At 69.7% G+C, this 24,779-nt stretch carries 17 protein-coding genes and 1 pseudogene; 12 read left to right on the plus strand and 6 right to left on the minus strand.

The annotated features are described in order from the left end of the window. Positions 1-20 precede the first annotated feature (20 nt). Positions 21-1,265 carry a M20 family metallopeptidase gene (locus ITJ61_RS16595; RefSeq protein WP_194686882.1) on the minus strand — a complete coding sequence of 415 codons (1,245 nt, stop codon included), beginning with the start codon at positions 1,263-1,265 and terminating at the stop codon, positions 21-23. After that, the gene (locus tag ITJ61_RS16600; protein WP_194686883.1) at positions 1,262-2,452 is read right to left on the minus strand and encodes a M24 family metallopeptidase; all 1,191 of its coding nucleotides are present in this window, start codon (positions 2,450-2,452) and stop codon (positions 1,262-1,264) included. Before ITJ61_RS16600 ends, ITJ61_RS16595 begins: the two co-directional genes overlap by 4 nt. 115 nt (positions 2,453-2,567) lie before the next feature. Here ITJ61_RS16600 and ITJ61_RS16605 point away from each other — a divergent pair, with 115 nt between their 5' ends. Further along, positions 2,568-4,013 (plus strand): hypothetical protein, encoded by a 1,446-nt coding sequence (locus tag ITJ61_RS16605; RefSeq protein WP_194686884.1) that lies wholly within the window; start codon positions 2,568-2,570, stop codon positions 4,011-4,013. 10 nt (positions 4,014-4,023) lie between these two features. Here ITJ61_RS16605 and ITJ61_RS16610 read toward each other — a convergent pair whose 3' ends face one another. Next, entirely contained in the window at positions 4,024-4,767 is a 744-nt protein-coding gene (locus ITJ61_RS16610) for a response regulator (protein ID WP_104298892.1), read from the minus strand. Next, the gene (locus ITJ61_RS16615; protein WP_194686885.1) at positions 4,764-6,113 is read right to left on the minus strand and encodes an ATP-binding protein; all 1,350 of its coding nucleotides are present in this window, start codon (positions 6,111-6,113) and stop codon (positions 4,764-4,766) included. The genes ITJ61_RS16610 and ITJ61_RS16615 overlap by 4 nt, the downstream gene beginning before the upstream one ends. A gap of 158 nt (positions 6,114-6,271) precedes the next feature. Between ITJ61_RS16615 and ITJ61_RS16620 the strand changes: the two genes are divergently transcribed. The 8 genes and pseudogenes from ITJ61_RS16620 to ITJ61_RS16655 all read left to right on the plus strand — a co-directional run bounded on the left by ITJ61_RS16620 (position 6,272) and on the right by ITJ61_RS16655 (position 14,806). Continuing rightward, positions 6,272-7,267 carry a Bug family tripartite tricarboxylate transporter substrate binding protein gene (locus ITJ61_RS16620; protein WP_181062680.1) on the plus strand — a complete coding sequence of 332 codons (996 nt, stop codon included), beginning with the start codon at positions 6,272-6,274 and terminating at the stop codon, positions 7,265-7,267. Continuing rightward, on the plus strand, positions 7,264-7,944 hold the full coding sequence (locus tag ITJ61_RS16625; RefSeq protein ID WP_104341487.1) for a tripartite tricarboxylate transporter TctB family protein: 681 nt from the start codon (positions 7,264-7,266) through the stop codon (positions 7,942-7,944). Before ITJ61_RS16620 ends, ITJ61_RS16625 begins: the two co-directional genes overlap by 4 nt. Further along, a complete protein-coding gene (locus tag ITJ61_RS16630; protein ID WP_104240768.1) occupies positions 7,932-9,500 on the plus strand; it encodes a tripartite tricarboxylate transporter permease in 1,569 nt (522 codons plus the stop codon). Before ITJ61_RS16625 ends, ITJ61_RS16630 begins: the two co-directional genes overlap by 13 nt. A 322-nt stretch (positions 9,501-9,822) precedes the next feature. Next, positions 9,823-11,330 (plus strand): annotated as a pseudogene (gene tig / locus ITJ61_RS16635) (trigger factor). A gap of 34 nt (positions 11,331-11,364) precedes the next feature. Then, positions 11,365-11,979: an ATP-dependent Clp protease proteolytic subunit gene (locus tag ITJ61_RS16640; RefSeq protein ID WP_104240770.1), complete on the plus strand. Its 615-nt coding sequence runs from the start codon at positions 11,365-11,367 to the stop codon at positions 11,977-11,979. Positions 11,980-11,994: 15 nt separating this feature from the next. After that, complete coding sequence (locus tag ITJ61_RS16645) at positions 11,995-12,666, plus strand: ATP-dependent Clp protease proteolytic subunit (RefSeq protein WP_104240771.1); 672 nt, start codon at positions 11,995-11,997, stop codon at positions 12,664-12,666. Between the two features lie 125 nt (positions 12,667-12,791). After that, positions 12,792-14,069: an ATP-dependent Clp protease ATP-binding subunit ClpX gene (gene clpX, locus ITJ61_RS16650; RefSeq protein ID WP_104240772.1), complete on the plus strand. Its 1,278-nt coding sequence runs from the start codon at positions 12,792-12,794 to the stop codon at positions 14,067-14,069. Positions 14,070-14,200: 131 nt separating this feature from the next. After that, positions 14,201-14,806, plus strand: a complete 606-nt coding sequence (locus ITJ61_RS16655; RefSeq protein ID WP_194686886.1) for a 4'-phosphopantetheinyl transferase family protein — start codon at positions 14,201-14,203, stop codon at positions 14,804-14,806. Here the strand turns inward: ITJ61_RS16655 and ITJ61_RS16660 are convergent. Both ITJ61_RS16660 and ITJ61_RS16665 read right to left on the minus strand, forming a co-directional pair. Beyond that, positions 14,793-16,145 carry a M1 family metallopeptidase gene (locus ITJ61_RS16660; protein ID WP_194686887.1) on the minus strand — a complete coding sequence of 451 codons (1,353 nt, stop codon included), beginning with the start codon at positions 16,143-16,145 and terminating at the stop codon, positions 14,793-14,795. The genes ITJ61_RS16655 and ITJ61_RS16660 overlap by 14 nt on opposite strands. After that, on the minus strand, positions 16,142-20,080 hold the full coding sequence (locus ITJ61_RS16665) for a Pls/PosA family non-ribosomal peptide synthetase (protein WP_194686888.1): 3,939 nt from the start codon (positions 20,078-20,080) through the stop codon (positions 16,142-16,144). Before ITJ61_RS16665 ends, ITJ61_RS16660 begins: the two co-directional genes overlap by 4 nt. 253 nt (positions 20,081-20,333) lie before the next feature. Here ITJ61_RS16665 and ITJ61_RS16670 point away from each other — a divergent pair, with 253 nt between their 5' ends. From ITJ61_RS16670 to ITJ61_RS16680, 3 genes are all read left to right on the plus strand, one after another. Continuing rightward, positions 20,334-21,743 (plus strand): HtaA domain-containing protein, encoded by a 1,410-nt coding sequence (locus ITJ61_RS16670; protein ID WP_194686889.1) that lies wholly within the window; start codon positions 20,334-20,336, stop codon positions 21,741-21,743. 146 nt (positions 21,744-21,889) lie between these two features. Continuing rightward, positions 21,890-23,368: a hypothetical protein gene (locus tag ITJ61_RS16675; protein ID WP_194686890.1), complete on the plus strand. Its 1,479-nt coding sequence runs from the start codon at positions 21,890-21,892 to the stop codon at positions 23,366-23,368. 58 nt (positions 23,369-23,426) lie between these two features. Beyond that, on the plus strand, positions 23,427-24,656 hold the full coding sequence (locus tag ITJ61_RS16680; protein ID WP_194686891.1) for a heme/hemin ABC transporter substrate-binding protein: 1,230 nt from the start codon (positions 23,427-23,429) through the stop codon (positions 24,654-24,656). The last annotated feature ends 123 nt before the right edge of the window (positions 24,657-24,779 follow it).

Genomic DNA, 24,779 nt, shown 5'->3' on the forward strand with positions numbered 1-24,779 from the left:
ACAGCGCGCGTACCTGGGTGTTACCGGGACGCCTCCGCGAGACGTAGCGCTATCAACGCGTATGCGCGCGCGGCGACGAGCAGCTCGTCGGTGCGGACCCGCTCCTCAGGCTGGTGCGCCTGCGACTTCACGTCGCCCGGCCCGAGGATGATGACGGGGATCTCGTGGTGACGGGCGATGAAGCCGCCCTCGCAGGCCGCGCTCCACCCGCCGATGCTCGAGGAGCCGCCGGCGTCGGCGACAGCCTGCACCGCCGCGGCCGGCACCACGGAGTCGGGTGGTGTCAGGAACCCCGGCATGGCCATGTCGAGGTGGCCCGCGACGGTGATGCGCTCGGAGTTGAGCATCCCGCTCCCTGCGATGGCTGCGCGGATGCGCGTGAGCACGTCCTCGAGGATGCGCTCCGGTTCCTCGTCGGGGAGCACGCGTCGGTCGACGTAGAGCGTGCACTCCTCGGCGACGATCGACGTGCCGTGCCCGCCGGCGATCATGCCGACGTTCCAGCTGCCGGTTCCGATGAGACCTGGGACGGCGGCGCTCTGCTGCGCGATGCGCCTGGCGTCGTCCTCGATGGCCTGCACGGCGATGGCGGCCGCGGCGATGGCACTAGCCCCGTCGGCAGGGTTGCCGGCGTGCGCCGCCGCGCCGCGCAGCGTGATGATGAAGTTCGTGGCGCCTCGGCAGGCGACGACGGTGTCGAGGCCCGTGGGCTCGGCGACGATGCACGCCGAATATGGCGCGATCTCCTCGTCGTCGTTCACGGCGAGGGTGGTCGGAGCGTCGGCGATGTAGCGGAGAGCACCGGTCGCCGTGTCCTCCTCATCGACCGTGCAGAGGAGCGCGAGGCGGACCTCGGGTCGCTCGGCGTGCACCGCCGACATCGCCGCGACGACGGCCGCCAGGCCGCCCTTCATGTCGACGGCGCCGCGGCCGATGAGCATGCCATCGATGAGACGCGGCTCGAAGGGGTCGCCGAGCCAGCCCACGCCCGCTGGGACGACGTCGCTGTGCCCGAGGAAGAGGAGCGCTGGTCCGTCGCCACTTCCCAGCTCGGCGAGCAGATTGTGCCGCCCCGGGGCGACCTCGGTGAGCGTGACCTGAGCGCCCGCCCGCTCGCACAGCGACGTGAGGACCTCGACGGTCGCCGCTTCCGTCTCGCCAGGGTTCTCGCCGCGTGCCCTGATCAGCTCCGCCGTGTCGGCGACGATGCTCTCCAGGTCGAGCCGGGAGAGCGCCGACGCCTCCGTCTGGCTCACGCCGCTCATGCATCGCCCTTCACGATGAGCTCGCGGGGAGCGCGGGTGAGCACCTCGACGCCCGTCTCGGTGATGCGGATCGACTCGGAGACCTCGAAGCCGAAGCCTGTCATCCACATGCCGGCGATGAGGTGGAACGTCATGTTGGGCTTGAGCACGGTCTCCTCGCCGGAGCGGATGCTCACCGTGTGCTCGCCCCAGTCTGGCGGGTAGCCGATGCCGATCGAGTAGCCGAGTCGGGATGCCTTGGTGAGCCCCTGCTTCGCGAGCTGGGCGTCCCAGGCCGCGACGGCGGCATCAGGGGTCTGGCCGGGGCGGAGCAGCTCGAGGGCCGCCTCGAACCCGTCGAGGGTCGTCGCCGCGACCCGCTGCAGCTCCGCGCTCGGGGTCCCGAGGCTCACGGTTCGCGCGAGCGGAGCGTGATAGCGGCGGTGCGCGCCAGCGAGCTCGAGGGAGACCGCCTCCCCGGCGACGATCTCGGCGCTCGACCACGTGAGGTGCGGCGTATCCGCCCCTTCCCCGGCCAGCATCATCGGCACGATCGACGGGTAGTCGCCCTCAGACGCCCCGACGCCCGCGGCCTGCGCCGCCTGGATCTCCGCGGCGACGTCGCTCTGCCGTCTGCCGCCGCGCAGCGCGTTGATGCCGACCGCCATCGCGTTCGAGCTCACGGCTGCCGCGGTCCGCATGAGCGAGATCTCCGTCTCCGACTTCACGAGACGCACCCAGTTGACCAGCTCCCCGCTGTCGACGAGGTCCCACTCGGGGAGGCGGCGCTGCAACGTCAGGAACGAGCGGACCGAGAAGAAGTGCGCCTCCGACTCGTAGCCGACGCGCATCCGCCGATCTGCCTGGCCCCGCTCCCGCAGCTCGGTCGCCGCCCAGTCCATGGGGTGCACCTCCGCCCGGTGCACGAGGCTCTCGGGGTAGCCGGCGACCTGCTCGCTCGGCAGCCAGGTCGTGTGGTGCGCGCCATGCGCATCCATCGCCCGCATGACGAGGAGGAGCTCACCCTCGGCCGGCACGTAGAGGAACTGCGGCATGTAGAACGACCAGGCGTTGTAGCCGGTCAGGTAGTAGAGGTTCGCCGGGTCGGTGACGAGCAGCGCGTCGAGGCCGGCGTCGCTCATGCGGACCCGAGTGTTCGCGAGCCTGACGTCGAACTCCTCGCGGCTGAAGTCTGCTGGCTGCGACATCTCGCTCCCTCTCTTGCGGCGGTCCCGAGAATCTACTCGCTCGCGGAGCCGGTCGAGTGCATGTAGTTCAATGGATGCGCGATCACTGCCCCGTCCGTCGCCCCGAGGAGCTCACGTGCCAGACAACTCGACACCAGAAGATCCTGAGAAGGACGGCGAGGTCGACTACTCGCAGCGCGACTACCAGGCCCCATCCGGCTACCGCGCACCCGACTTCGTCTCGAAGTGGGCGGCGCAGGACAGCAGGGGCGACGAGCAGCGGCTGGAGGACGAGCGACGCGAGGCGGAGCGCGACGCCGAGGAGGCGGCCGAGGATCCCTACGCCGCTCCGCAGGAGCACACGCAGAGCTTCGACACCCCGCCTGGGCTGCCCGACCCGCCGCGCACGCTCGAAGAGCTCGATGAGGCCATCAAACGCGATGCCGCCTCCCAGACGCCGGGATTCGTCGTGCAGGGCGGCGCGTCTGGCGAGGAGTTCACGCAGTCGGCCGACGGGCAGCTGGACCGGCAGGAGCTGCTGCAGCGTGTCGCCACCGACAGCAGCGCGCTCCTCGGGAACCGAGCTCGCGACGTGCAGCGGGCGGCGTCGGCTGGCGGGTCGGGGAGTATCGCCAAGCGTCTCGGAGACCTCGCATCCGCACCACCGAGTCAGATCCCGGGAGCCCCGGCCGCGGCATCCGCCTCGACGGCCGGAGGCGGGGCGACGGGCACCGCGAAGAAGAAGGGCGGGGGCGCCTGGTTCGGGCTCATCGCCGCGATCCTGGCCCTCACGTTCGCGATCTCGGGGATCACGTTCATCGCCTGGGTGCTCGTCGTGGTCTCGCTCATCTCGAGCATCGGCCTCCTGCGCGCGGGTGGCGGGCGGCGGGCCGTCGGGGTCATCACCCTCCTCCTGACCGTCATCGCGCTCGTGATCCAGCTGATCGGGTCGACCGGCGGCTCGATCCGTGGCGCCGTGACCGAGCTGTCCGGCGGCACCGGCACCCTCGACCTCAACGGGACGGCAAGCGTCTCCGGCACCGGCAACGCGAGGTTCGACGTCGTCCTGCCGGACGGCGCCGACGACATCGGCCTGCTGCAGGTCGAGTTCGAGGGCGAGCAGCTGCGCATCTACGACGTCGACGCGGAGGGCGAGCAGATGGGCAGCTCCTCGATCAGCGCCTACTCCGACTACTCGGGCCTCGCCGTCATCAACGAATGGATGGACGACGAGTTCCGGGCCATCGACATCGAAGCGGAGGGGGAGTGGACCGTGACGCTCGTCTCGGTCGACACGCTCCCCTCGTTCGACGCCGAGTACTCGGGGACAGGCCAGGAAGTGCTCCTGTACGACGGCGTCGGGGGTGACGCGACCTTCACGTTCGAGCCCGACCAGAGCGTCACGATCGACACGTTCGGCGCAGACGGCTGGTACGAGAACATCAGCGAGGTGACGTCGCTCACGCGGCCGTTCGAGGCCGGCCCGACGATCATCCGCATCGAGCCGTACGAGGAGGAGACCACCTGGAGCATCAGCTTCGACGGTGCAGCGCCGTCGCCGTCGCCCACGCCGGCACCCTGACTCGCGGCGCTCAGTCCTGCCGGCGATACCGCAGCTCGGGGCGCCCGCGCTTGCCGTAGACCGGCTCGACCTGGGCGAGTCCCCGCGCGCAGAGGTGGTCGAGGTAGCGACGAGCCGTGACCCGGGAGAGGCCGCAGCGCTCGGCGACCTCGAGCGCCGACTGCCACTCGGGGTGCAGCTGCGACGCGACGAGCTTGATGGTCGGCTCCGACAGCCCCTTCGGGAGCGGGCGGCTGCGGCCAGGCGGCTGCGCCTGCGCACCCTGCCGGTCGCCGCCAGTTGCCTGTGCGCCCGCCCGGCGAGCGAGCATCCCGTCGATGTCCTGCTGCCGCAGCGGCAGGGTCTGGGCCGGCGAGGACGCCAGGGGCGGAGCGACGGTGCGGGTGTCGCGGTAGTTGGCGAGGCGCGCCTCGAAGTTCGCCTTCGAGAAGGGCTTCACGAGGTAGTCAGAGATGCTCGCCGTCGCCAGCTGAGCGACCGAGAGCCGGTCGTTGGCCGAGGAGATGATGATGGCGTCGAAGGAGTCCCCGAGGAGGTGGCGCAGGCGACGCAGTACCTCGACGCCGCTGAAGTCGGGCAGGTGCACATCGAGCAGCACGAGGTCGATGTCCGTGCTCGCGGCGACCTCGAGGGCTTCCTCTCCGGTTCCCGCGACCGCCACGACCTCGAAGCCGTCGACGCCCGCGAGCATCCGCTCGTGCAGGCGCCTGACGGCGGTCTCGTCGTCGACGATGAGGGTGCGGATCGTGGTCACTGGTCCATCCTCCCAGTGCTCGCCGCTTCCGAATCCGCGTCAGCCCGCGTGCTCGAGTTCGGAAGCGTCGCGACGAAGCGGGCCCCGCCGAGCTCGCTGTCCGAGATGACGAGCGCACCGCCGTGCGCCTCGGCGAGGCGGCGCACGAGCCCGAGGCCGACGCCGCGAGGGATCTCGAGGCCGTCCCTCGTCTCGGTGGTCTTCGTCGAGAAGCCAGCCTCCATGATCCGGTCGCGCAGCTCTGGAGCGATGCCCGGCCCGCTGTCGTCGACCTGGATCCGGAGCCCGCCAGCCTCCTCTTCGACGGCGACACGGACGACTCCCTGCTCGCCCTGCGCCTCGACGGCGTCGACGGCGTTGCGGACGAGGTTGCTGAGCGCGGTGGCGGCGTCGTCGCCGAAGGAGAGTTCCGTTCCCGCGCGGTCCTCGATCTCGACGTCGGCTTGCAGCTGCCCGCCGTGCTCGCAGAGACGCGCGCTCGCGGCGGCGAGGATGGCGCGGACACGCACCGGGGCGTCCGCGAGCGTCTCCTCGAGAGCGGGCGCCGCGGCGAGCGAATCGACGGGCGTGAGCGTGCGGATGTAGTCGAGCGCCTCCTCGCGCTCGTCGACCTCGATGAGGCCGAACAGCACATGCAGGCGGTTGGAGAACTCGTGCGTCTGCTCGCGCAGCGCGGACGCCAGACGGCGCTGCGTCTCGAACTCCTGCGCCGCGACGGTGAGCTGGTCGAACCGGCGGCCGAGGAGGAGGGAGACTCCCGCGGCGCAGGCGAGACCGAACAGGCCCGCGCCGACAACCCAGGGGACGACCTGCCAGATGCGTTCCTCGAGCTGCGCCGAGATGGAGGATTCGAGGATGCCGACCGAGGCGGTGCCGACGACGACGCCATCGCGCCAGACCGGTACCTTCGCGCGCAGGGTGGGGCCGACCGTGCCGACCTCGGTGCCGACGAAGGTCTCCCCGCCCAGCGCGATGCTGGGGTCGGTGGAGACGAGCTCACCCCGCCGCTCCGGCACGGGGTGCGTGATGCGGATGCCCGCATCGTCGGTGATGACCACGTAGTCGACGCCTGCCGACTCGGAGACGAGGTCCGCCAGCGGCTGCAGCGTCGCACCGGCATCCGGGGACCCGACGGCCTCGACGACGGCGGGCAGCTCGGCGAGGCTCATGGCGACGTCGAGCGCGCGCTCTCCGGTCTCCTCGCGGATCGAGGTGTGCTGCACCTGGAGGGCGACGAGCAGGGTCGTGAGCATGCAGATCGCCACGATGGAGAACTGCACGGCGACGAGCGTGATCACGCGCGGGCCGCGCAGTGCCGTCAGACCGCCGATCCGCGCTCTGTCCATCCCCGCACCCCCTCGTGTCCCGACTCTCAGCGACGGGCCCGCGTGTCCACAAAGACCACAAAGGCCAGAACCCGCCGACGGTCACCGCCGGTGCAATCGTAGACAGAAGCGCAGACCAGCGCGGCGACAGAGTCGTTGCCAACGGAAGGAATACTCCATTGAGTAGAACAAGACTCCCGAACAAGCTGCTCACCTCCCTCTTCGCCATCATCACGGTTGCCGTCCTCGGCTTCGCGGTCGTGGATGCGAGCAGCGCGGGTGCCGGAGCCTCGGCCAGGAGCAAGCTCACGATCATGGCACCGGCCGCCCCGGGCGGCGGCTGGGATGCCTTCGCACGCGAGGCGCAGCAGGCGATGCGGGCGAACGGCATCGTCAACAACGCCCAGGTCGTGAACGTGCCAGGCGCTGGTGGAACGATCGGCCTCAGCCAGCTCCTGCAGATGCAGGGCCGAGACGACCTGCTCATGGTGACGGGCGGCGTCATGGTCGGCGCGACGGTCCTCTCGAACACCGGGGAGTCCCTCGCGGACACCGTGCCCATCGCGCGCCTCGCCGACGACTACAACGCGCTCGTCGTGCCGGCCTCGTCGCCGTACACCACCCTCGAGGAGTTCGTCGAGGGCATGAAGGCGGACCCGGGCAAGCACTCGATCGCCGGCGGCTCGCTCGGCGGCATCGACCACCTGCTCAGCGGAATGCTGGGCAAGTCCATCGGCGTCGACCCCAAGGACGTCAACTACGTCGCCTACTCGGGCGGCGGCGAGGTGCTCTCCTCGCTCCTCTCCAGCACCACCGCGGCGGGCCTGTCCGGCTACAACGAGTTCAGGGACCAGATCGAAGCGGGCACCCTCAAGGCGCTCGCCATCTCGGCCCCGGAGCCCGTCGACGGCATCGACATCCCCACCTTCAAGCAGGAGGGCGTCGACGTCGCGATGGTCAACTGGCGCGGAGTGGTCGCCCCTCCCGGCATCGACGACGCGACGCGCGACGAGCTCATCGACATCGTGACCGAGCTCGAGAACAGCCCCGAATGGGCGGAAGCGCTCGACCGGAACAACTGGACGGACAGCTTCCAGCCCGGCACCGATTTCGAGGACTTCCTCGTCGGTGAGACAGATCAGGTCACCGCACTCGTGAAGGAGCTCGGACTATGAGCACGCTGCAGAATCGACGCGAGGCGCAGAGCCCGCGTGAGACGGACGGGCCCGGAACGGGCAGCATCTCCACTCAGGGCCGCTCGTGGTGGCACGGTCGCAGCGAGCTCGGCGTCGCCGCGTTCGTCTTCGTCCTGGCCTGCGTCTTCGCCATCGGCACGGCCACCATGGACGTGCCGGAGACGGCAGGAGTCCCCGGCCCGCAGTTCTTCCCGACCATCGTCGTCATCCTCCTGTTCATCGTCTCCATCGCGCTCGCGATCACGGTCATCCGCAAGCCGGCCCGTGACGACGAGGACGAGGCCGGGCAGATGCTGGAGATGTCGCCAGAGCTGCTCGAGGACATCGGGCAGATCGACACGACGTCCGAGATCCGAGTGGTCACGGCCGCGGCGGGCGAAGAGCGCAAGAAGCGCACGGGCACCGACTGGAAGACGCTCGGCATCGTCTTCGCCGCCCTCGCGGGAACAGCGCTGCTGCTCGAACCGCTCGGCTGGATCATCACCGCCGCCGTGCTGTTCTGGGTCGTCGCGTACGCCCTCGGCAGCAAGCGCCACCTCTTCGACATTGGAGTCGCGTTCCTCTTCTCGTCACTTGTGCAGCTGTCGTTCTCGGCGGGCCTCGGCCTCACGCTGCCGTCCGGAATCCTGAGCGGAGTCCTCCCATGGATCAGCTGACCCACCTCCTCGAGGGCTTCACGGTCGCCCTCACCCCCATCAACCTGCTGTGGCTGCTCATCGGCGCCGTGCTCGGCACCGCCGTCGGCGTCCTGCCCGGCCTCGGCTCCGCGATGGCCGTCGCCCTCCTCCTGCCCGTCACGTTCAGCCTCGACCCGACCGGCGCGTTCATCATGTTCGCGAGCATCTACTTCGGTGGGCTCTTCGGCGACTCGACGTCCGGCATCCTCCTCAACACCCCTGGCAACTCCTCGGCCATCGCCACGACGTTCGAGGGGCACAGGATGGCGAAGGACGGCCGGGCTGCCAAGGCGCTCGGCACGTCGGCGATCGGCGCGTTCATCGGCGGCACCATCGCGACGGCGCTCGTCGTGTTCTTCTCGCCGTTCCTCGTCCAGCTCGCCACCCAGTTCGGCCCCGCCGAGTACTTCGCGCTCGCGGCGTTCGCGTTCGTCGCGATCTCCTCGGTCGTCGCGGACTCCGTGATCCGCGGCCTCATCGCGCTCGGCATCGGCCTCGCGATCGCCCTGGTCGGCGTCGACGGCCCGTCTGGTGCGGCCCGCTTCACGATGGATCTGCCGCAGTTCTTCGACGGCATCTCGATCATCGTCGTGACCGTCGGACTGCTCGCGATCGGCGAGGTCCTGCACGTCGCCAGCCGCATCCACCGCGAGGGCGGGCTCACGAAGATCCCCGCGTCCGGTTCGCCCTACCTCAACCTGCGCGAGTTCAAGCAGGCGTTGCCCGCGTGGCTGCGCGGCACCGCCTACGGTGTGCCGTTCGGTGCGATCCCCGTCGGCGGGTCCGAGGTTCCGACGTTCCTCGCCTACGGCACGGAGAAGCGGCTCGCGAAGCGCCGCAACGACCCCGACTTCGGCACACGCGGCTCCATCCAGGGTGTCGCGGCGCCGGAAGCCGCCGGCAACGCGACGGCGGGCACCGCGATGGGCGCGCTCCTCGCGCTCGGGCTCCCGACCTCGGCCACGGCGGCCATGATGCTCGCCGCATTCCAGCAGTACGGGATGCAGCCGGGACCACTGCTCTTCGAGCGCAGCGGCGACCTCGTCTGGCCCCTGCTCGCGAGCCTCTTCGTGGGCCTCCTCATCCTGCTCATCATCAACCTGCCGTTCGCGGCGGTGTGGGCGAAGCTGCTGCTCATCCCGCGCCACTACCTGTACGCGGGGATCACGGGCTTCGCGATGCTGGGCGTGTACGCGATCGCCTCTTCGGCGGTCGACCTGTGGCTCGCGATCGCCATCGGCGTCTTCGGGTTCGTGATGCGCCGGTACGCGATCCCGCTCGCGCCGGTGCTCATCGCGGCCATCCTGGGACCCCTCGCGGAGACCGAGCTGCGGCGAGCGCTCGCCGTCAGCGAGGGCGACCTCGGCATCCTGGTCGACTCGCCCATCACGATCGCCATCTACGTGCTCATGGTCGGGGCGATCGTCATCAGCGCCGTCCAGCACCTGCGCACCCGCACCCGCGAGAAGCTGATCCTGAAGGCGAAGACGGAAGCCGTCGCCGTGCAGGCCGCAGAGCGCGAGGACGCGAAGTAGGCGCGCTTCCTCGGAGGACACGCCGCGACGGGCGGGTGGATGCGCGAAAGCGCGCCACCCGCCCGTCGCGCTGCCCCCGTCCCGCGTTTGCCAGCCTGCTTCTTGCTGACTTCTCGCGCGCGGACGAGGGCGCGCATTGTGCCTGCTCGCCCACGACGATCCTGATTGCCGGTAGAGTGCTGTCGTTTGTGGGTGCCGTAGGCTGTCCGCAGCCGCATCAGTGCGGCGATACGCCCATCTGGGTGGTGCGCGGCGTGCAGTCGCACCCCGCTCCACGCGCGAATCCGCGCAGTCACCCCACGTATCTCAGGAGATGCCCCACGTGAAGACCTCGGTCGAACAGATCAACCCGACCCGCGTCAAGCTGACGATCAACGTAGAACCGGCTGAACTCAAGCCATACGTCGACTCGGCCTACCGCACCATCGCAGAGCAGATCCAGGTCCCCGGCTTCCGCCGCGGCAAGGTTCCGACGCCGATCATCGACCAGCGCGTCGGTCGCGCCGCGGTCCTCGACCAGGCGATCTCCGACGGACTCGACGTCTTCTTCAACCAGGCCGTCTCGGAGTCGGACGTGCAGCCGCTCGGACGCCCGAAGGCCGACGTCATCGAGACGCCGAACGTCGCCGACTTCTCCGGCGACCTCGTCGTCGAGGTCGAGGTCGACTCGCGTCCGTCCATCGAGCTCCCGTCGTACGACGGCATCAAGGTCGAGGTCGAGGCTGCAGTCGTCGACGCGGCTGACGTCGATGAGGAGCTCGAAGAGCTCCGCAAGCGCTTCGGCACGCTCGTCACGGCAGACCGCCCGATCGAGGACGGCGACTTCGTGACGCTCGACCTCATCGCCACGGTCGACGGCGACAAGGTCGACGAAGCCGAGGGAATCTCCTACGAGCTCGGCTCCGGCCAGCTCCTCGAGGGGACCGACGAGGCGCTCCTCACGCTCACCGCAGGCGAAGAGACCACCTTCCGCTCCACGCTGCTCGGCGGCGAGCACGAGGGCAAGGAAGCGGAGATCACCGTCACGGTGCAGTCCGTCAAGGACCGCGAGCTGCCCGAGATCGACGACGAGTTCGCGCAGATCGCGAGCGAGTTCGACACCATCGACGAGCTCCGCGCAGACCTCGAGACGCAGGCCAAGAGCAAGAAGACGTTCGCTCAGGTCGACGCGGCCCGCGAGAAGATCGTCGAGCAGCTCCTCGAGCTCGTCGAGATCCCGCTCCCCGAGACGCTCATCAACGACGAGGTCACGCGCCACCTCGAGCAGGAGGGCCTCCAGCCCGACGACGAGCACGGCGTCGAGGTCCGCGCAAACGCCGAGAAGTCGTTCCGCCAGCAGGTGCTCCTCGACGAGGTCATCAAGGCTGAAGGCGTCGAGGTCGAGCAGGACGAGCTCACGCAGTTCCTCATCCAGTCCGCAGCCCAGTACGGCATGGCTCCGCAGGAGTTCATCGGCGTGCTGCAGGAGAACAACCAGCTCCCCGGCATGATCGGCGAGGTCGCACGCTCGAAGGCGATCCTCTTCGTCCTCGACAAGGCCGAGGTCGTTGACACCAACGGCGAAGCCGTCGACATCTCCGAGTTCACGGTCGCCGTGCAGCGCGCCAAGGACAAGGCAGCAGCAGCGGAGGCCGAGGAATCGGCTGACGCCGTCGAGTCCGACGAGGTCGCCGCCGACGAAGCGAAGGACGACGAGGCCAAGTAGCCTCCCGCCCACTTCGCGAAGCGCCGCCGGCATCACGCCGGCGGCGCTTCGTGCATCCCCTGCCCTTTGCCAGGCACCGTGTGCCGTGGGCGAACAGGCCAGCGCTGGCCTCGTGGCTCCACTAGATTCGGTGACGACCGTTAGGGAAATGGAGCGACCGTGGCTGATATTCAACTGCCGAACAGCGTCTTCGACAGGCTTTTGAAAGACCGCATCATCTGGCTCGGGTCCGAGGTGCGCGACGAGAACGCGAACGAGATCTGCGCCAAGATCCTGCTGCTTGCTGCAGAGGATCCTGAGCGAGACATCTACCTCTACATCAACTCGCCGGGTGGATCGATCACCGCCGGTATGGCGATCTTCGACACGATGGAGTTCGTGCCGAACGACATCGTGACCGTGGGAATCGGCATGGCGGCCTCGATGGGCCAGCTCCTGCTGACCGCAGGTGCGCCGGGCAAGCGCTACATCACGCCGAACGCGCGGGTGCTGCTGCACCAGCCGCACGGCGGATTCGGCGGCACGGCGAGCGACATCCAGACCCAGGCACAGCTGATCCTCGACATGAAGGCTCGCCTCGCGTCGATCACGGCGCAGCGCACGGGCAAGAGCCTCGAGCAGATCAACGAGGACGGCGACCGCGACCGCTGGTTCAACGCCGACGAGGCGCTGGCCTACGGGTTCGTCGACCACATCCGTTCCTCGGCAACCGAGGTCACGGGCGGCGGCGGCACCAAGCGCGACGCCGAGTCCACGTCCGAGTCGGCAGAGTAAGGAAAGCCAGAGCATATGAACACCCCATTTCTGACCGGCGGCTCGCCGGCAGGCGTCCAGACCCCGTCGTCGCGGTACATCCTGCCGACGTTCGAGGAGCGCACGGCCTACGGCTACAAGCGCCAGGACCCGTACGCGAAGCTCTTCGAGGACCGCATCATCTTCCTCGGCGTGCAGGTCGATGACGCGTCGGCGGACGACATCATGGCCCAGCTCCTCGTGCTCGAGAGCCAGGACCCGGACCGCGACATCACGCTGTACATCAACTCGCCCGGTGGCTCGTTCACGGCCATGACGGCGATCTACGACACCATGCAGTACATCCGCCCCGAGGTCTCCACCGTGTGCCTCGGCCAGGCGGCGTCGGCGGCTGCCGTGCTGCTCGCGGCCGGACAGCCAGGCAAGCGCCTGGCTCTGCCGAACGCTCGCGTGCTCATCCACCAGCCCTCCACCGGCGGTGCCGGCCAGGGGCAGGCATCGGACATCGAGATCCAGGCGCAGGAAGTGCTGCGGATGCGCACGTGGCTCGAAGAGGCGCTGGCGCGTCACTCCGGCACGTCGCTCGACAAGGTCAACCGCGACATCGAGCGCGACAAGATCCTGTCGGCCGCCGAGGCGCTCGAGTACGGCCTCATCGACCAGGTGCTCACGAGCCGCAAGGGCGCCGAGCCGGTCATCATCGACTAGTTCGATCCGACCGACTCGAACACGCTGCAATGTCCATGGCCGCGCCGGGGGAGTGCCCCTGGCGCGGCCATCCGGGCAATGTCGGTGGTTCGGGTTAGTCTTGGCAGACCGCGAAGGAGGTCCTCATGGCACGTATCGGTGAAAGCAGCGAGCTGCTGAAATGCTCGTTCTGCGCCAAGAGCCAGAAGCAGGTCAAGCAGCTCATCGCTGGTCCTGGTGTGTACATCTGCGACGAATGCGTCGAGCTGTGCAACGAGATCATCGAAGAGCGCATGGCCGATTCCGAGACCAGCGAGGTCAAGGACTTCGAGCTCCCGAAGCCGCGCGAGATCTTCGCGTTCCTCGAGGAGTACGTCATCGGTCAGGAGCCCGCGAAGAAGGCACTTGCCGTCGCGGTCTACAACCACTACAAGCGCGTCCGTGCGCTCGGCCAGATCACCTCGGCCGAAGACCGCGTCGACGAGGTGGAGATCTCGAAGAGCAACATCATGCTCATCGGCCCGACCGGGTGCGGGAAGACCTACCTGGCGCAGTCGCTCGCGAAGCGCCTCAACGTGCCGTTCGCGGTCGCTGACGCCACGGCGCTCACCGAGGCCGGCTACGTCGGCGAAGACGTCGAGAACATCCTCCTGAAGCTCCTCCAGGCAGCCGACTTCGATGTGAAGCGCGCCGAGACGGGCATCATCTACATCGACGAGATCGACAAGATCGCGCGCAAGGCGGAGAACCCGTCCATCACGCGCGACGTCTCCGGCGAGGGCGTGCAGCAGGCGCTGCTGAAGATCCTCGAGGGCACGGTCGCCTCGGTTCCGCCGCAGGGTGGCCGCAAGCACCCGCAGCAGGAGTTCATCCAGATCGACACCACCAACGTGCTGTTCATCGTTGCCGGGGCGTTCGCTGGGCTCGAGGAGATCGTCTCGCAGCGTGCTGGCAAGAAGGGCATCGGCTTCGGCGCCCCCTTGCACTCGAAGAACGACGACCGCGACCTCTACAGCGAGGTGCTGCCGGAAGACCTCCACAAGTTCGGGCTCATCCCGGAGTTCATCGGTCGTCTTCCCGTCATCACGACGGTGTCGCCGCTCGACCGTGGAGCACTCATCGACATCCTCACGCAGCCGCGCAACGCGCTCGTGAAGCAGTACCAGAAGATGTTCGAGCTCGACGGCGTCGAGCTCGTCTTCGACGAGGGTGCGCTCGAGGAGATCGCCGACCTCGCCGTGCTACGGCAGACGGGCGCTCGTGGCCTCCGCGCCATCCTCGAGGAGACGCTCGGGCCGGTCATGTTCGACGTTCCGTCCCTCGACGACGCCAGTCGCGTCGAGATCACTCGCGACGTCGTGCTCAAGAACGCGGCGCCGACGATCATCCCGCGGCCGGAGCTGCGCGCCGAGAAGTCGGCGTAACCGCCCCCGGTCGATCGAGGACGGATGCTCCTTGTGTCCTCACAGCGGAAGCCCCGCGTGCACGCGCACGCGGGGCTTCCGCTGTTCGCAGGGAACCGTGCTCCCGTGTCGCCCTCCATCTGATGAGTCACGTGGACTTCGCTGAGCTGCGACTCGGGAGCGCGCGGCTCCTCAGCGCGGACACGACGAGCCTGAGCGCTCGCCAGCGCCGGCAGGCGCTCGGGGTGCTCTCCGCGGATGACCGGAAGCGCCTCGCTCACCTGAACGATGCCCGCGCGGATGCCTTCCTCACCGGGCGGCTGCTCGTCAGCGCGGCCCTCGACGACCCCGCACCCCGCCTCGAGGCATCGTGTGGGCACTGCGGCTCCGCCGAGCACGGCAAGCCGCGCCTGCGCGAGCAGCCGATCCTCGTGAGCATCTCCTACACCGGCAGTGCCGTCTTCGTCGCACTCGCCGACAGCGACCGTGTCTCGGCCCTCGGTCTCGACGTCGAGGAGGTCTGCCTCGAGACGGGTGCCGGCGCCGTGGCAGAACTCGAACGCTGGACGGCCATCGAAGCGGTCCTCAAGGCCGACGGCCGTGGGCTCCGGGTCGACCCGAGCGAGGTGAAGCTCGACGAGAACGGCCTGGCGCGCATCAGGGGCGAGGATGCGCGCTACCGCATCCGCCGGACGCTCGTCGACGGTCGATTCGTGGTTGCCGTCGCTACGGCTACCGCTACCGCTACCGGCGAGTGACCTTCGCCGCAGGAGGCGGAGGAAGGTCGGGGAGCGTGAGCTGATAGAGCCAGGCGTCGAACAGCTCCTGGAGCGGAGCATCCGGCGCCAGCGACGCCGCATGCTCGAGGAACTCCGCCGTCGAGGCGACCGAGAAGCGCTTCACCTGAGTCCAGCTCGTGAGGATCTCGAAGAACGCAGAATCGCCGACCGTGAGCCGCAGGGCGTGCATGGTGAGCGCGCCGCGCTTGTACACGCGGTCGTCGAACATGTCCTCGGCGCCCGGATCTCCGAGCAGCAGGTCCTGGGGAAGCCTCGCCAGGGATGCCCGGGCGCCCCGAGCCAGACTGTCGGCGCTCGGTCCGCCGCTCGCCTCTGACCAGATCCACTCGGCGTAGCAGGCGAAGCCCTCGTTGAGCCAGATGTGCTGCCAGCCCGCGACGCCGACGCTGTTGCCGAACCACTGGTGCGCGAGCTCGTGCGCGACGAGGCGCTCCTGGCCGCGTGCGCCGTCGATCTGGTTGGCGCCGAAGATGGCCATGCCCTGTGCTTCGAGGGGGATCTCGAGGTCGTCGGCCGTGACGATGACGGCGTACGTGTCGAACGGGTAGGGACCGAACGTCAGCTCGAAGGTCGCCATCATCTTCGCGAGGTCGGCGAAGTCGGTGCCGACGCGTCGTGCGAGCGAAGGGGGGTAGTGGAGGTGGCCCGCCACTCCCGCGAGCTGCACGTCCTCGCGCTGGTAGCGGCCGATCTGGAGGGTCACGAGGTAGCTGGCAGTGGGGGCCGCTTCCTCGTACACCCAGGTCGTGAGCCCGCCTGAGGCGCGTCTCGAGCTCAGGGTCCCGGTGGCGACGACGTCGTAGTTGCTGTCGACGGCGACCTGGATGCGGTAGCTGGCCTTGTCGGCCGGGTGGTCGTTGCAGGGGAACCAGGTCGGGGCTCCCGTGGGCTGCGAGGCGACGATGATGCCGTCCTCCAGCTCCTCCCAGCCGATGACTCCCCAGCGGGAGCGGCGCGGCCGGGGCGCGCCCTCGTAGATGATCTCGACCGTGATGGCGTCGCCGGCCTCGACCCGCTTCGAGAGCGTGACCTTCAGCTTGCGGTCGCTCTGCTTGAAGCGGGCCTGCTTGTCGCCGCGCACGTTGACCTTGCTCGCGCGGAGCCCCACGAGGTCGAGGGAGAACGCGGTCAGGGGCACCGCCGTGCGGATGCTGAGCGTTGCCGTTCCCGAGAGGCGGTTGTTCTGCATCCGGTACTTGAGCGCCAGGTCGTAGTGCTCGACGCGAATGCTGACGTCGCCGCTCTGCGGCGTGTACGGGTTGCCTGGCAGCGGCTCTGCGCTCGTCGCGAGGATCATGAAGCCTTCGACTGGTAGGCGCGCAGCTTCAGGGCCCGCCAGGGGCCGATCGGGTTGCCGCTCCAGCGGCTGCCGACGGGCACCGACTCGCCTCGCATGACGAGCGATGCGGGCCCGACGGTGGCGTGAGCGCCGATGGTGGCGGCGGGGAGGATCACGCTGTGTGGTCCCAGCGTTGCGCCTGCTTCGAGGGTGACGGTGTCCATGCTCATTATTCGATCATGGAACAGGTGCGTCTGGACGACGCATCCCCGATTGACGGTGGCTCCGTCCCCGAGTGTGACGAGATCGGCCTCCGGCAGCCAGTACGAGTCGCACCAGACGCCCTTGCCGATCTTCGCTCCGAGCGAGCGCAGCCACATCGCGAGTGCCGGCGTTCCTGCAGCTCCGCGCGCGAACCAGGGCGCCGCGACCATCTCGACGAAGGTGTCGGCGACCTCGGTGCGCCACACGAAGCTCGACCAGAGGGGCTGCTCGGAGACGCGGATGCGCCCGACGATGACCCACTTGGCGATGGTCGAGATGAGGGCGGATGCTGCGGCCGCACCCAGGAGGACGAATCCGGAGAGCACGATGCTCCAGGCGACGCCGACGGCGGTCTCGATGGCTGCGAGCCCAAGGAGGACGCCGAGGCCCAGCCCGCAGGTGACGATGACGGGCACGATGCGGCACAGCTCCCAGAGGGCACGCGCGACACGCAGCGCCCTTGGCGGGTTGTACGTGCGCGTCTCGTCTCCGGCGACCGCGACACGGCGGAGGCGGACGGGCGGGGACCCGAGCCAGGATGAGCCGGGCTTGGCCTTCGCCGGTGCTGCGGAGAGGACGGCGACGAGGCCGTCGCGGGGGACGGAGTGCCCGGCGGCGGCCATCCCGGAGTTGCCGAGGAAGGCGCGCGCGCCGATGCGCGCGCGTTCGATGCGCATCCATCCGTTGTGCAGCTCGTAGGAGGCGACCATGGTGTCGTCGGCGAGGAACGCGCCGTCGTCGATCTGCGTCATGGAGGGGAGCAGGAGCACGGTCGAGGCCTCGACGTCGCGCCCGACCTTCGCGCCGAGCATCCGCAGCCAGACGGGGGTGAAGAGGCTCGCGTAGAACGGGAAGAGGGTGGTGCGGGCCGCGTCGAGGAGGCGCTCGATGCACCAGGCCTGCCAGGCGATCCTCGAGCGCACCGGGTGGGTGCCTTCCCTCAGGCCGATCGAGAGGAGGCGGACGAAGAGCACGACGAAGCCGGCGAAGGTGATGCCGGCCGCGATGACGGCGGGGGCCAGCCAGGCGAACGCGGAGAGGGTCGCCTCGCCGAGCGTCCCGGCCCCGCGCATCCCGGCGGCTATGACGACGCCGCCGACGGCGAACGCGAACAGGGGGAGCAGCGCGAGGGCGGCCGAGGCGATGGCGTAGACGACTGCCCAGCCGGCGGGCTGCGGTGGACGGTCCGCCGGCCAGTCGCTCGCGCGCACCTTGCCGACGCGCACGGCGGGGGAGCCTGCCCAGCTCTTGCCCGAGCGGACCCTGCCGAAGACCGCCGACCCCGGGGCGACTTCGGCGCCCTGCCCGATCTTGGTGCCGGGGGCGAGGGTGCTTCGGGCGCCGACGGTCGCCCCTGCGCCGATGCGGATGCCGCCGATGCGCACGAGGTTGCCGTCGATCCAGTAGCCGGTGAGGTCGACCTCCGGCTCGATGGCCGCGCCGTCTCCGAGCTGCAGCATGCCGGTGACGGGCGGCAGCGAGTGCAGGTCGACGTTGTTGCCGACCTTGGCGCCGAGGGCGCGAGCGTAATAGACGACCCACGGTGCGCCGGCGAGGCCGACGGCGTCGATCTGTGTGGCCACCTGCTCGGCGAGCCACAGGCGCATGTGCGTCGCGCCGCCGCGTCGGTAGTCGCCGGGTCTGAGCCGGAAGAGGAGGATGCGCGCGGCGGCGACCGAGATCGCCATCTTCCCGAACGGGGTCACGAAGACGATCAGCAGGACGACGATGAGCCAGAGCGGCGCATCCGGCAGCACCTCGAAGCCGGGGAGCAGCTGCAGGAGCGCGCTCGCCGCGAGCAGGTAGGTGACCCAGCGCGCGCCGGCCAGGATGTGCAGGGGCAGGCCGGCGACGATCTGCAGGATGCGCGCCGAGAGCGGCGTGGGGCCGGGCGTGCTGAACGAGGCGATGACGTCGTCCTCGTCGTCGAGCGCTTCGCTGATGGACTCGGTCATGGCGCCGAGGCGGGGGTGGTCGTAGACGTCGGCGACCGTGAACTCGGGCACACGCGAGCGCACTCGGGTGACGAGCTGGGCGGCCGAGAGGGATCCGCCGCCGAGGTCGAAGAAGTCGGCGTCCTCGCTGCCGACGGGCAGTCCGAGCACGGCCTGCCATTGCTCGGCGAGCCAGGCGACGTGCCCGTCGAGGTCGCCGGAGACATCATCGGCGCCCGGCAGCGGCCAGGGCAGGGCGTTCTTGTCGACCTTCCCTGAGGTGCGGGTCGGGAGGGAGTCGAGCTCCGCGAGGAGCGGGACGAGGGCCTTCGGGAGCCGCTCGCTGAGTTCTGCGCGCGCGAGCTGCCGTTCGTAGCCCGCGCCGGTGACGATGTAGCCGACGAGGATCGAAACGCCTGCGGAGGTCGTGCGGACGGCGACGGCCGAGCCGGTGACTCCGGTGACGGACTGGAGGGCTGCCTCCACCTCGCCGAGCTCGATGCGTCGTCCGCCGATCTTGACCTGGTCGTCGGCACGCCCGAGGAACACGAGGCCGGCTTCCTCGAATGTGACGAGGTCCCCCGAGCGGTAGGCGCGATCCCAGCCGAGGCTCTCCATCGGGGCGTACTTCTCGGCGTCCTTGGCGGGGTCGAGGTAGCGGGCGAGCCCGACGCCGCCGATGATCAGCTCGCCGGATTCGCCTTCCGCGACGCGCTTGCCGTCCGCGTCGACGACGGCGAGCTCCCAGCCGTCGAGTGGCAGGCCGATGCGGATGGGGGCGCTGCCGTCGAGGAGGGCGGCGCAGGCGACGACGGTGGCCTCGGTCGGTCCGTAGGTGTTCCAGACCTCCCGGCCTTCGCCGACGAGGCGCTGCGTGAGCTCCAGCGGGCAGGCTTCGCCGCCGAAGATGAGCAGTCTGACCTGTTCGATCGTCTCGCTGGGCCAGAGCGCCGCGAGGGTCGGCACGGTGGAGACGACCGAGATCTGGTGCCTGAGGAGCCAGGGGCCGAGGTCCTCGCCGGATCGCACGAGTGATCGCGGGGCTGGCACGAGGCAGGCGCCGTAGCGCCAGGCGAGCCACATCTCCTCGCAGGAGGCGTCGAAGGCGACGGAGAGGCCGGCGAGTACGCGGTCGCCCGGCCCGATGGGGTCGTGCTGCAGGAACAGCTTCGCCTCGGCATCGACGAACGCGGCAGCCGAGCGGTGGGAGACCGCGACGCCCTTGGGCACACCGGTCGAGCCCGAGGTGAAGATGACCCAGGTGTCGTCGTCGAGGTGGGGGCCCTCGAGGTCGGCGAGACTCGTGCTCTCCGGATGCGGTGCGCCTTCGTCGAAGAGGGGAACGGCCGCGTGGGCGCTCGGTTCGCCGTCGGCGGCCAGCACGAACTCGCCGTCGCCCTGGATGGTGCCTCGCACCTTGGCCTCGCCGAACACGAGCACGGCGCGCTCGTCGGGGTCGTCGACGTCGACGGGCACGTACGCGGCACCGGCTGCGATGACGGACAGGATCGCGATGTACAGCTCTCTGGTGCCCGAGACGAGGCGCACACCGACCTTGTCTCCTCGCCGCACTCCCGCATCCTGCAGCCGCTTCGCGGTCTGCGCGACGTAGGCGCTCAGGTCCTGGTAGCTGAGCGGGGCGTCGCCATCGTCGATCGCGATGGCGTCGGGATGCGCGGTGACGGTGGCCGTGAGCACGTCGATGAGCGTGCGGGGCGTGGGCGCTGCCGCGGATCGGTCCAGGGGGGATTGCACGGAGCAACGCTACCGGGCCAAGGTAACGCGATGGTTGCCGACGGGGCGCGTGTGATTCAGGGGTGGATTCGTGCCCGGATCGTCGTGCTCCATTGTCGAACCTGAAAATCTCCCGTAAGGTAACCCTTGCCTTACTTAGCGTTACCTAACCGGTTCCACCGGGTGGCGCCCAAGCGTAGGGCTTTCGGTACACGGCACTCGCCGCGCATCTGCGCGCGTGTCGGGGGGCCGTGACTTCTACTCAGGAGAACTCATGACAGCAGTGCAAGAACGGACGGCTGGTCGGTCGTCTGTGCTGGCTCGCGGTGGCGCGACACTCGCCGCGGCAGGCCTCATCGCGGCGGGCCTCGGCCTCGGCCTCGGCGCGGCACCAGCGTCAGCCGCGGAAGGCGACGCAACCGTCGAGAACGTCTCGTTCTCGTGGCAGCTCAACGACGAGACCGGCGGCGGCGCCTACTTCGGCGGCTGCAACTTCCTCGTCGCCGGTACGGCAGGCGACACGGGATCCTCCCGTCTCTGGACCGAAGCCGACGGCTTCTACAAGGCTGCGGAGGGCAACGTGACCATCACGAAGCCGAATGCAGCCGGCGAGCAGATCGCCCCCACCTGGGGCACCAAGTGCCAGAACGCGGCAGGCGCGGCCGTCTCCCCATCACCCGCTTCGACGACCAACAACCGGGTCAACTTCGCGGCGGGCGCTGGAACCGTCAACCCCGCAACCGACACCGGCACCATCTCGTGGGACGGCGACTTCACGATCGTCTTCTACGGCGGCCTGACGTACTGGACGGTCTCCGACCCAGTGCTCGACGTCGTGAACGGAGTCGGAACGCTCACGGGCACCGCCTCCGGATACGGCACGTCGATGGAGGACATGTCGCAGTGGGTCCCGATCGCACCAGAGACGATCGACCTCGCCACGTTCGACGGCGTCGACGTCACCGCGACGGGCATCGAGGTCTCGACGCCCGACTACCTGGGCGTCGAGGTCACCACGGCCGGATCGCCGCAGAACACCACGGCCGCGACGTGGGGCTCCTTCCCGCAGTCGCTCGTCGACTTCAACGCCAAGACGGGCCAGTCGTCGTACTGGTATTCCTCTGGTGGCGCGGCTGACCCGAAGAAGGTCGCGAAGGGCTTCTCCGCGAGCTACGCGGAGATCGCAGCACCTGAGGTTCCCGGCACGCCGGACGGCAACGTGGAGGTTGTCATCCCCGAAGCCGCAGTGACGCCGGTCGACCCCGAGACGGGTTCCTTCTCGTGGGCCTGGGCTGACCAGAACGGCGCCGACCTCGGCACCGCGGTCCAGACCGGTGACACCTTCGTCGCCAACGGCTCGATCAGCGACGTCGCGGTCACGGACACGCGTGCCGGCGGCACCGCGGCCTACGGCTGGACAGTCTCCGGCCAGTCCACGGACTTCAGCAACGGCACCGACTCGATCTCGGCTGCGAACCTCGGCTGGGCTCCTGAGCTCATCGCGGGCAACGCCGCGAACGTGACCGCTGGCTCGGCGGCGACGGGCCTCAACACGGCGCAGCTCCTCGCGACGTCGAACGCCGCCGCGAGCGCAACGCTCGGTGCGGACCTCACGCTGACGGTCCCCACCACAACGCAGCAGGGCGCGTACTCCGCCACGCTCACCATCTCGGCCATCTCCTAGGGGCCGAGGAGTGCGCGGGAGCCCACCAGGCTCCCGCGCACTCGCACCCAGCTGCACGAGCATCCGCCCTCGCAGCACCCCGCTCCTCCGCATCGCTCGCTCGCTCCGCCGCGGCCCCGCCGCGAGCGCCCCACGTAAGGGACCACATGGCTCTCCCCATCCGTCTCCGCACTCGCGCCACAGCATCCGTCGTTCTCGCGACCTCGCTGCTGGCGCTGCTGTCGTTCGTCGCGCCGACCGCGGCGCAGGCTGACACGACGCAGCCGCCCGCGTGGAGCATCGACACGGTCGACGGCGACCGGGGCTCTGGGCGACCCAACTTCACCTACGACGTCAACCCGGGCGACGTCATCGCCGACTCCATGACCGTGACCAACACCGGGACGGGCGCGCTCGAGCTCACGATCTACGCGGCCGACGCGTTCACGACCGCGACGGGCGCCGTCGACATCCTCGAGAACGGCGAGCCGTCGGTGGATGCGGGCACCTGGGTCGCCCCCGGCACAGGCTCGGTCTCCCTCGAACCGGGGGCGAGCATCGACGTGCCGTTCACCCTCACGGTGCCGGCGGATGCGACGCCCGGCGACCACTCCGCCGCGATCGTCGCCTCACTCCTTCCCGGCGACTCCACCGACCAGGTCAAGGTCGAGCGGCGCCTCGGGCTGCGCATCGACATGCGCGTGAGCGGAGAGCTCGCGCCCACCGCCGAGATCCGCAGCCTCGCGACCGACTGGGGTGCCGCTGGCGTCAACCCCTTCGGCGGCGGCACCACCACCGTCAGCTACGAGCTCGTGAACACCGGCAACGTGCGGCTCTCGTCGCTCGAGGATGTGCGCCTGAGCGGTATCGGCGGGGCCGCCGGAGTCGCGATGACCGGCGGCGAGATCCCCGAGCTGCTCCCCGGATCGGCGGTCACGATCACGCGCGAGATCACGACGGGCGCCATCGGTCCGCTCACCGGTGCTCTCACCGTGTACCTGCAGCCCGTCGGAGCCTTCACGGACGTGCCCGTCGCCGTCACGGCCGACCTCTCGGCGTTCGCTCTGCCCTGGTCGCTCGTCATCCTCGTCGTCCTGCTGCTGGTCGCCGCGGCTGGCATCGTCTTCTGGTTCTGGCGTCGCCGTCGGCTCGATCTCCTCATGGCCGGCTACGACTCCGAGGCGGCGCCGGCCGAGCGGCTCACCCCTCCCCGGGCTGGGGGCCCAGCGGGAGGCGCGGCGCTCGCGGTCATCGCCGGGATCGCCCTCACCCTGGCCACCGGCCTCTGGAGCCCGACGCCCGCCGTCGCGGAGCCGGCCCCCACCGCCCCGTCGGGCATCGTCGAGGTGACCATCCCGGCGCCGACGGTCGCGCCCACCCCGACGAGCACACCGACCGGCACGCCGACGAGCGCACCGACGAGCACCGCAGCGCCGACGACCGTTCCGAGCACCGGTCAGAGCATCGCGCCGGCGCTCAGCCCAGGAGCGAGCACCGGGATCGGGCCGGGAACCGGGGCGGCGGGCGGAGGCGCGGGACTCGCCAGCACCGGCACAGAGACGCTCGCGATCGCCCTCGGCGTCGGCGCCCTCGCGCTGACCGCTGGCATCATCCTGCTGCTCCGCCGCAGGGGGCGCGCCGGCTGAGCCGACCCGCCCGAGCATCCACGCGCATCCACGACCTGACCACACGACCGAGGAACCCATGCCACTGCCACGCACGCTCCGCCGCTTCCGCCGCTCGACGATCCGTCGCGCCGGCTGGGCAGCGCTCGCCGTGGTCGTCGTCTCGGTGCTCTGGGTCAACGGGTTCCACAACATCGGCACCGTAAACGGCGCAGGCAACGAGCAGTGCGTCTCGCAGCCCGTGCAGGCCGACCCCGTGGCCCCCGTGCTCCCGCAGGTCACCTCCGCGGAGCTGCCGGAGCCGCGCAGCATCGCCGGCCCGACCACCGCGTACACGCAGACCGCGGCGATCAACCCCGTCACCGACGCGGCCACCGCCGTGCAGCAGCTGCCGACGACGTTCACGAGCTCCGACGGCGCCACGACGACCGTGACCGACACGACGCGCATCCTCGCCATCAACCAGAACGGCGGCCTCGCCGCAGCCGTCATCGGCCTCGGCTTCGGCTGCAACCTCATCGGGCGCGACACCGCCACCGACATCACGAAGCTCATGCCCGGCAACGAGCAGCTGCCGCTCGTCACGCAGAACGGGCACGAGCTCAACGCCGAGTCGATCCTGCAGCTCGCCCCGACCGTGGTCGTGACCGACGCCTCCATCGGGCCGTACGACGTGCAACTGCAGCTGCGGCAGGCGGGCATCCCCGTCGTCATGGTGCCCATCGCCTACGAAGACGGCGTCGACGGCGTCGCCCCGCAGATCCAGTTCGTGGCGGATGCCCTCGGCGTGCCGGCGCTGGGGGAGAAGCTCTCCGAGCGCACCCAGGCCGAGATCGGCACGACCATCCAGCAGCTCGGCACGATGGCGCCCACCGACCCGGACAAGAAGCCACGAGTGGTGTTCCTCTACCTGCGCGGCAGCGTCTACTACTGGTTCGGCGCAGGGTCGGGCGCCGACTCGATCATCCAGAGCATCGGGGCGCGCGACGTCGCGACCGAGGTCGGCTTCGCCGGAATGTCGCCGACCAACGCGGAAGCGCTCGTGCGTGCCGCCCCCGACGTGATCATCGTCATGACCCTCGGCCTCGCCTCCGTCGGCGGCATCGACGAGGCCGTCCAGCTGCCCGGCATCGGGCAGACCCCAGCAGGAGCCAACAAGCGCATCGTCGACATGAGCGACTACGAGGTCATGAGCTTCGGCCCCCGCACCGCCTCCGTCCTCGCGGCACTCGGCACCGCGATCTACGCGCCCGACCTCGCCTACGTGCCAGAAGCGGACCCCGCCGCCAGCACCGGAACGGGCGAATGATGAGAGATGCACACGTGAGAACGGCAACACCGCCAGACACCAGCCCACCGGCCGCACCCCAGCAGCCCCAGCGCCGCCGCCTCCTCGAAGGGGCACAGGAGCGGCCACGGCGACGCGCCGAGC

This window comes from Pseudoclavibacter sp. VKM Ac-2888, assembly GCF_015351285.1.
Lineage (GTDB): Bacteria > Actinomycetota > Actinomycetes > Actinomycetales > Microbacteriaceae > Pseudoclavibacter.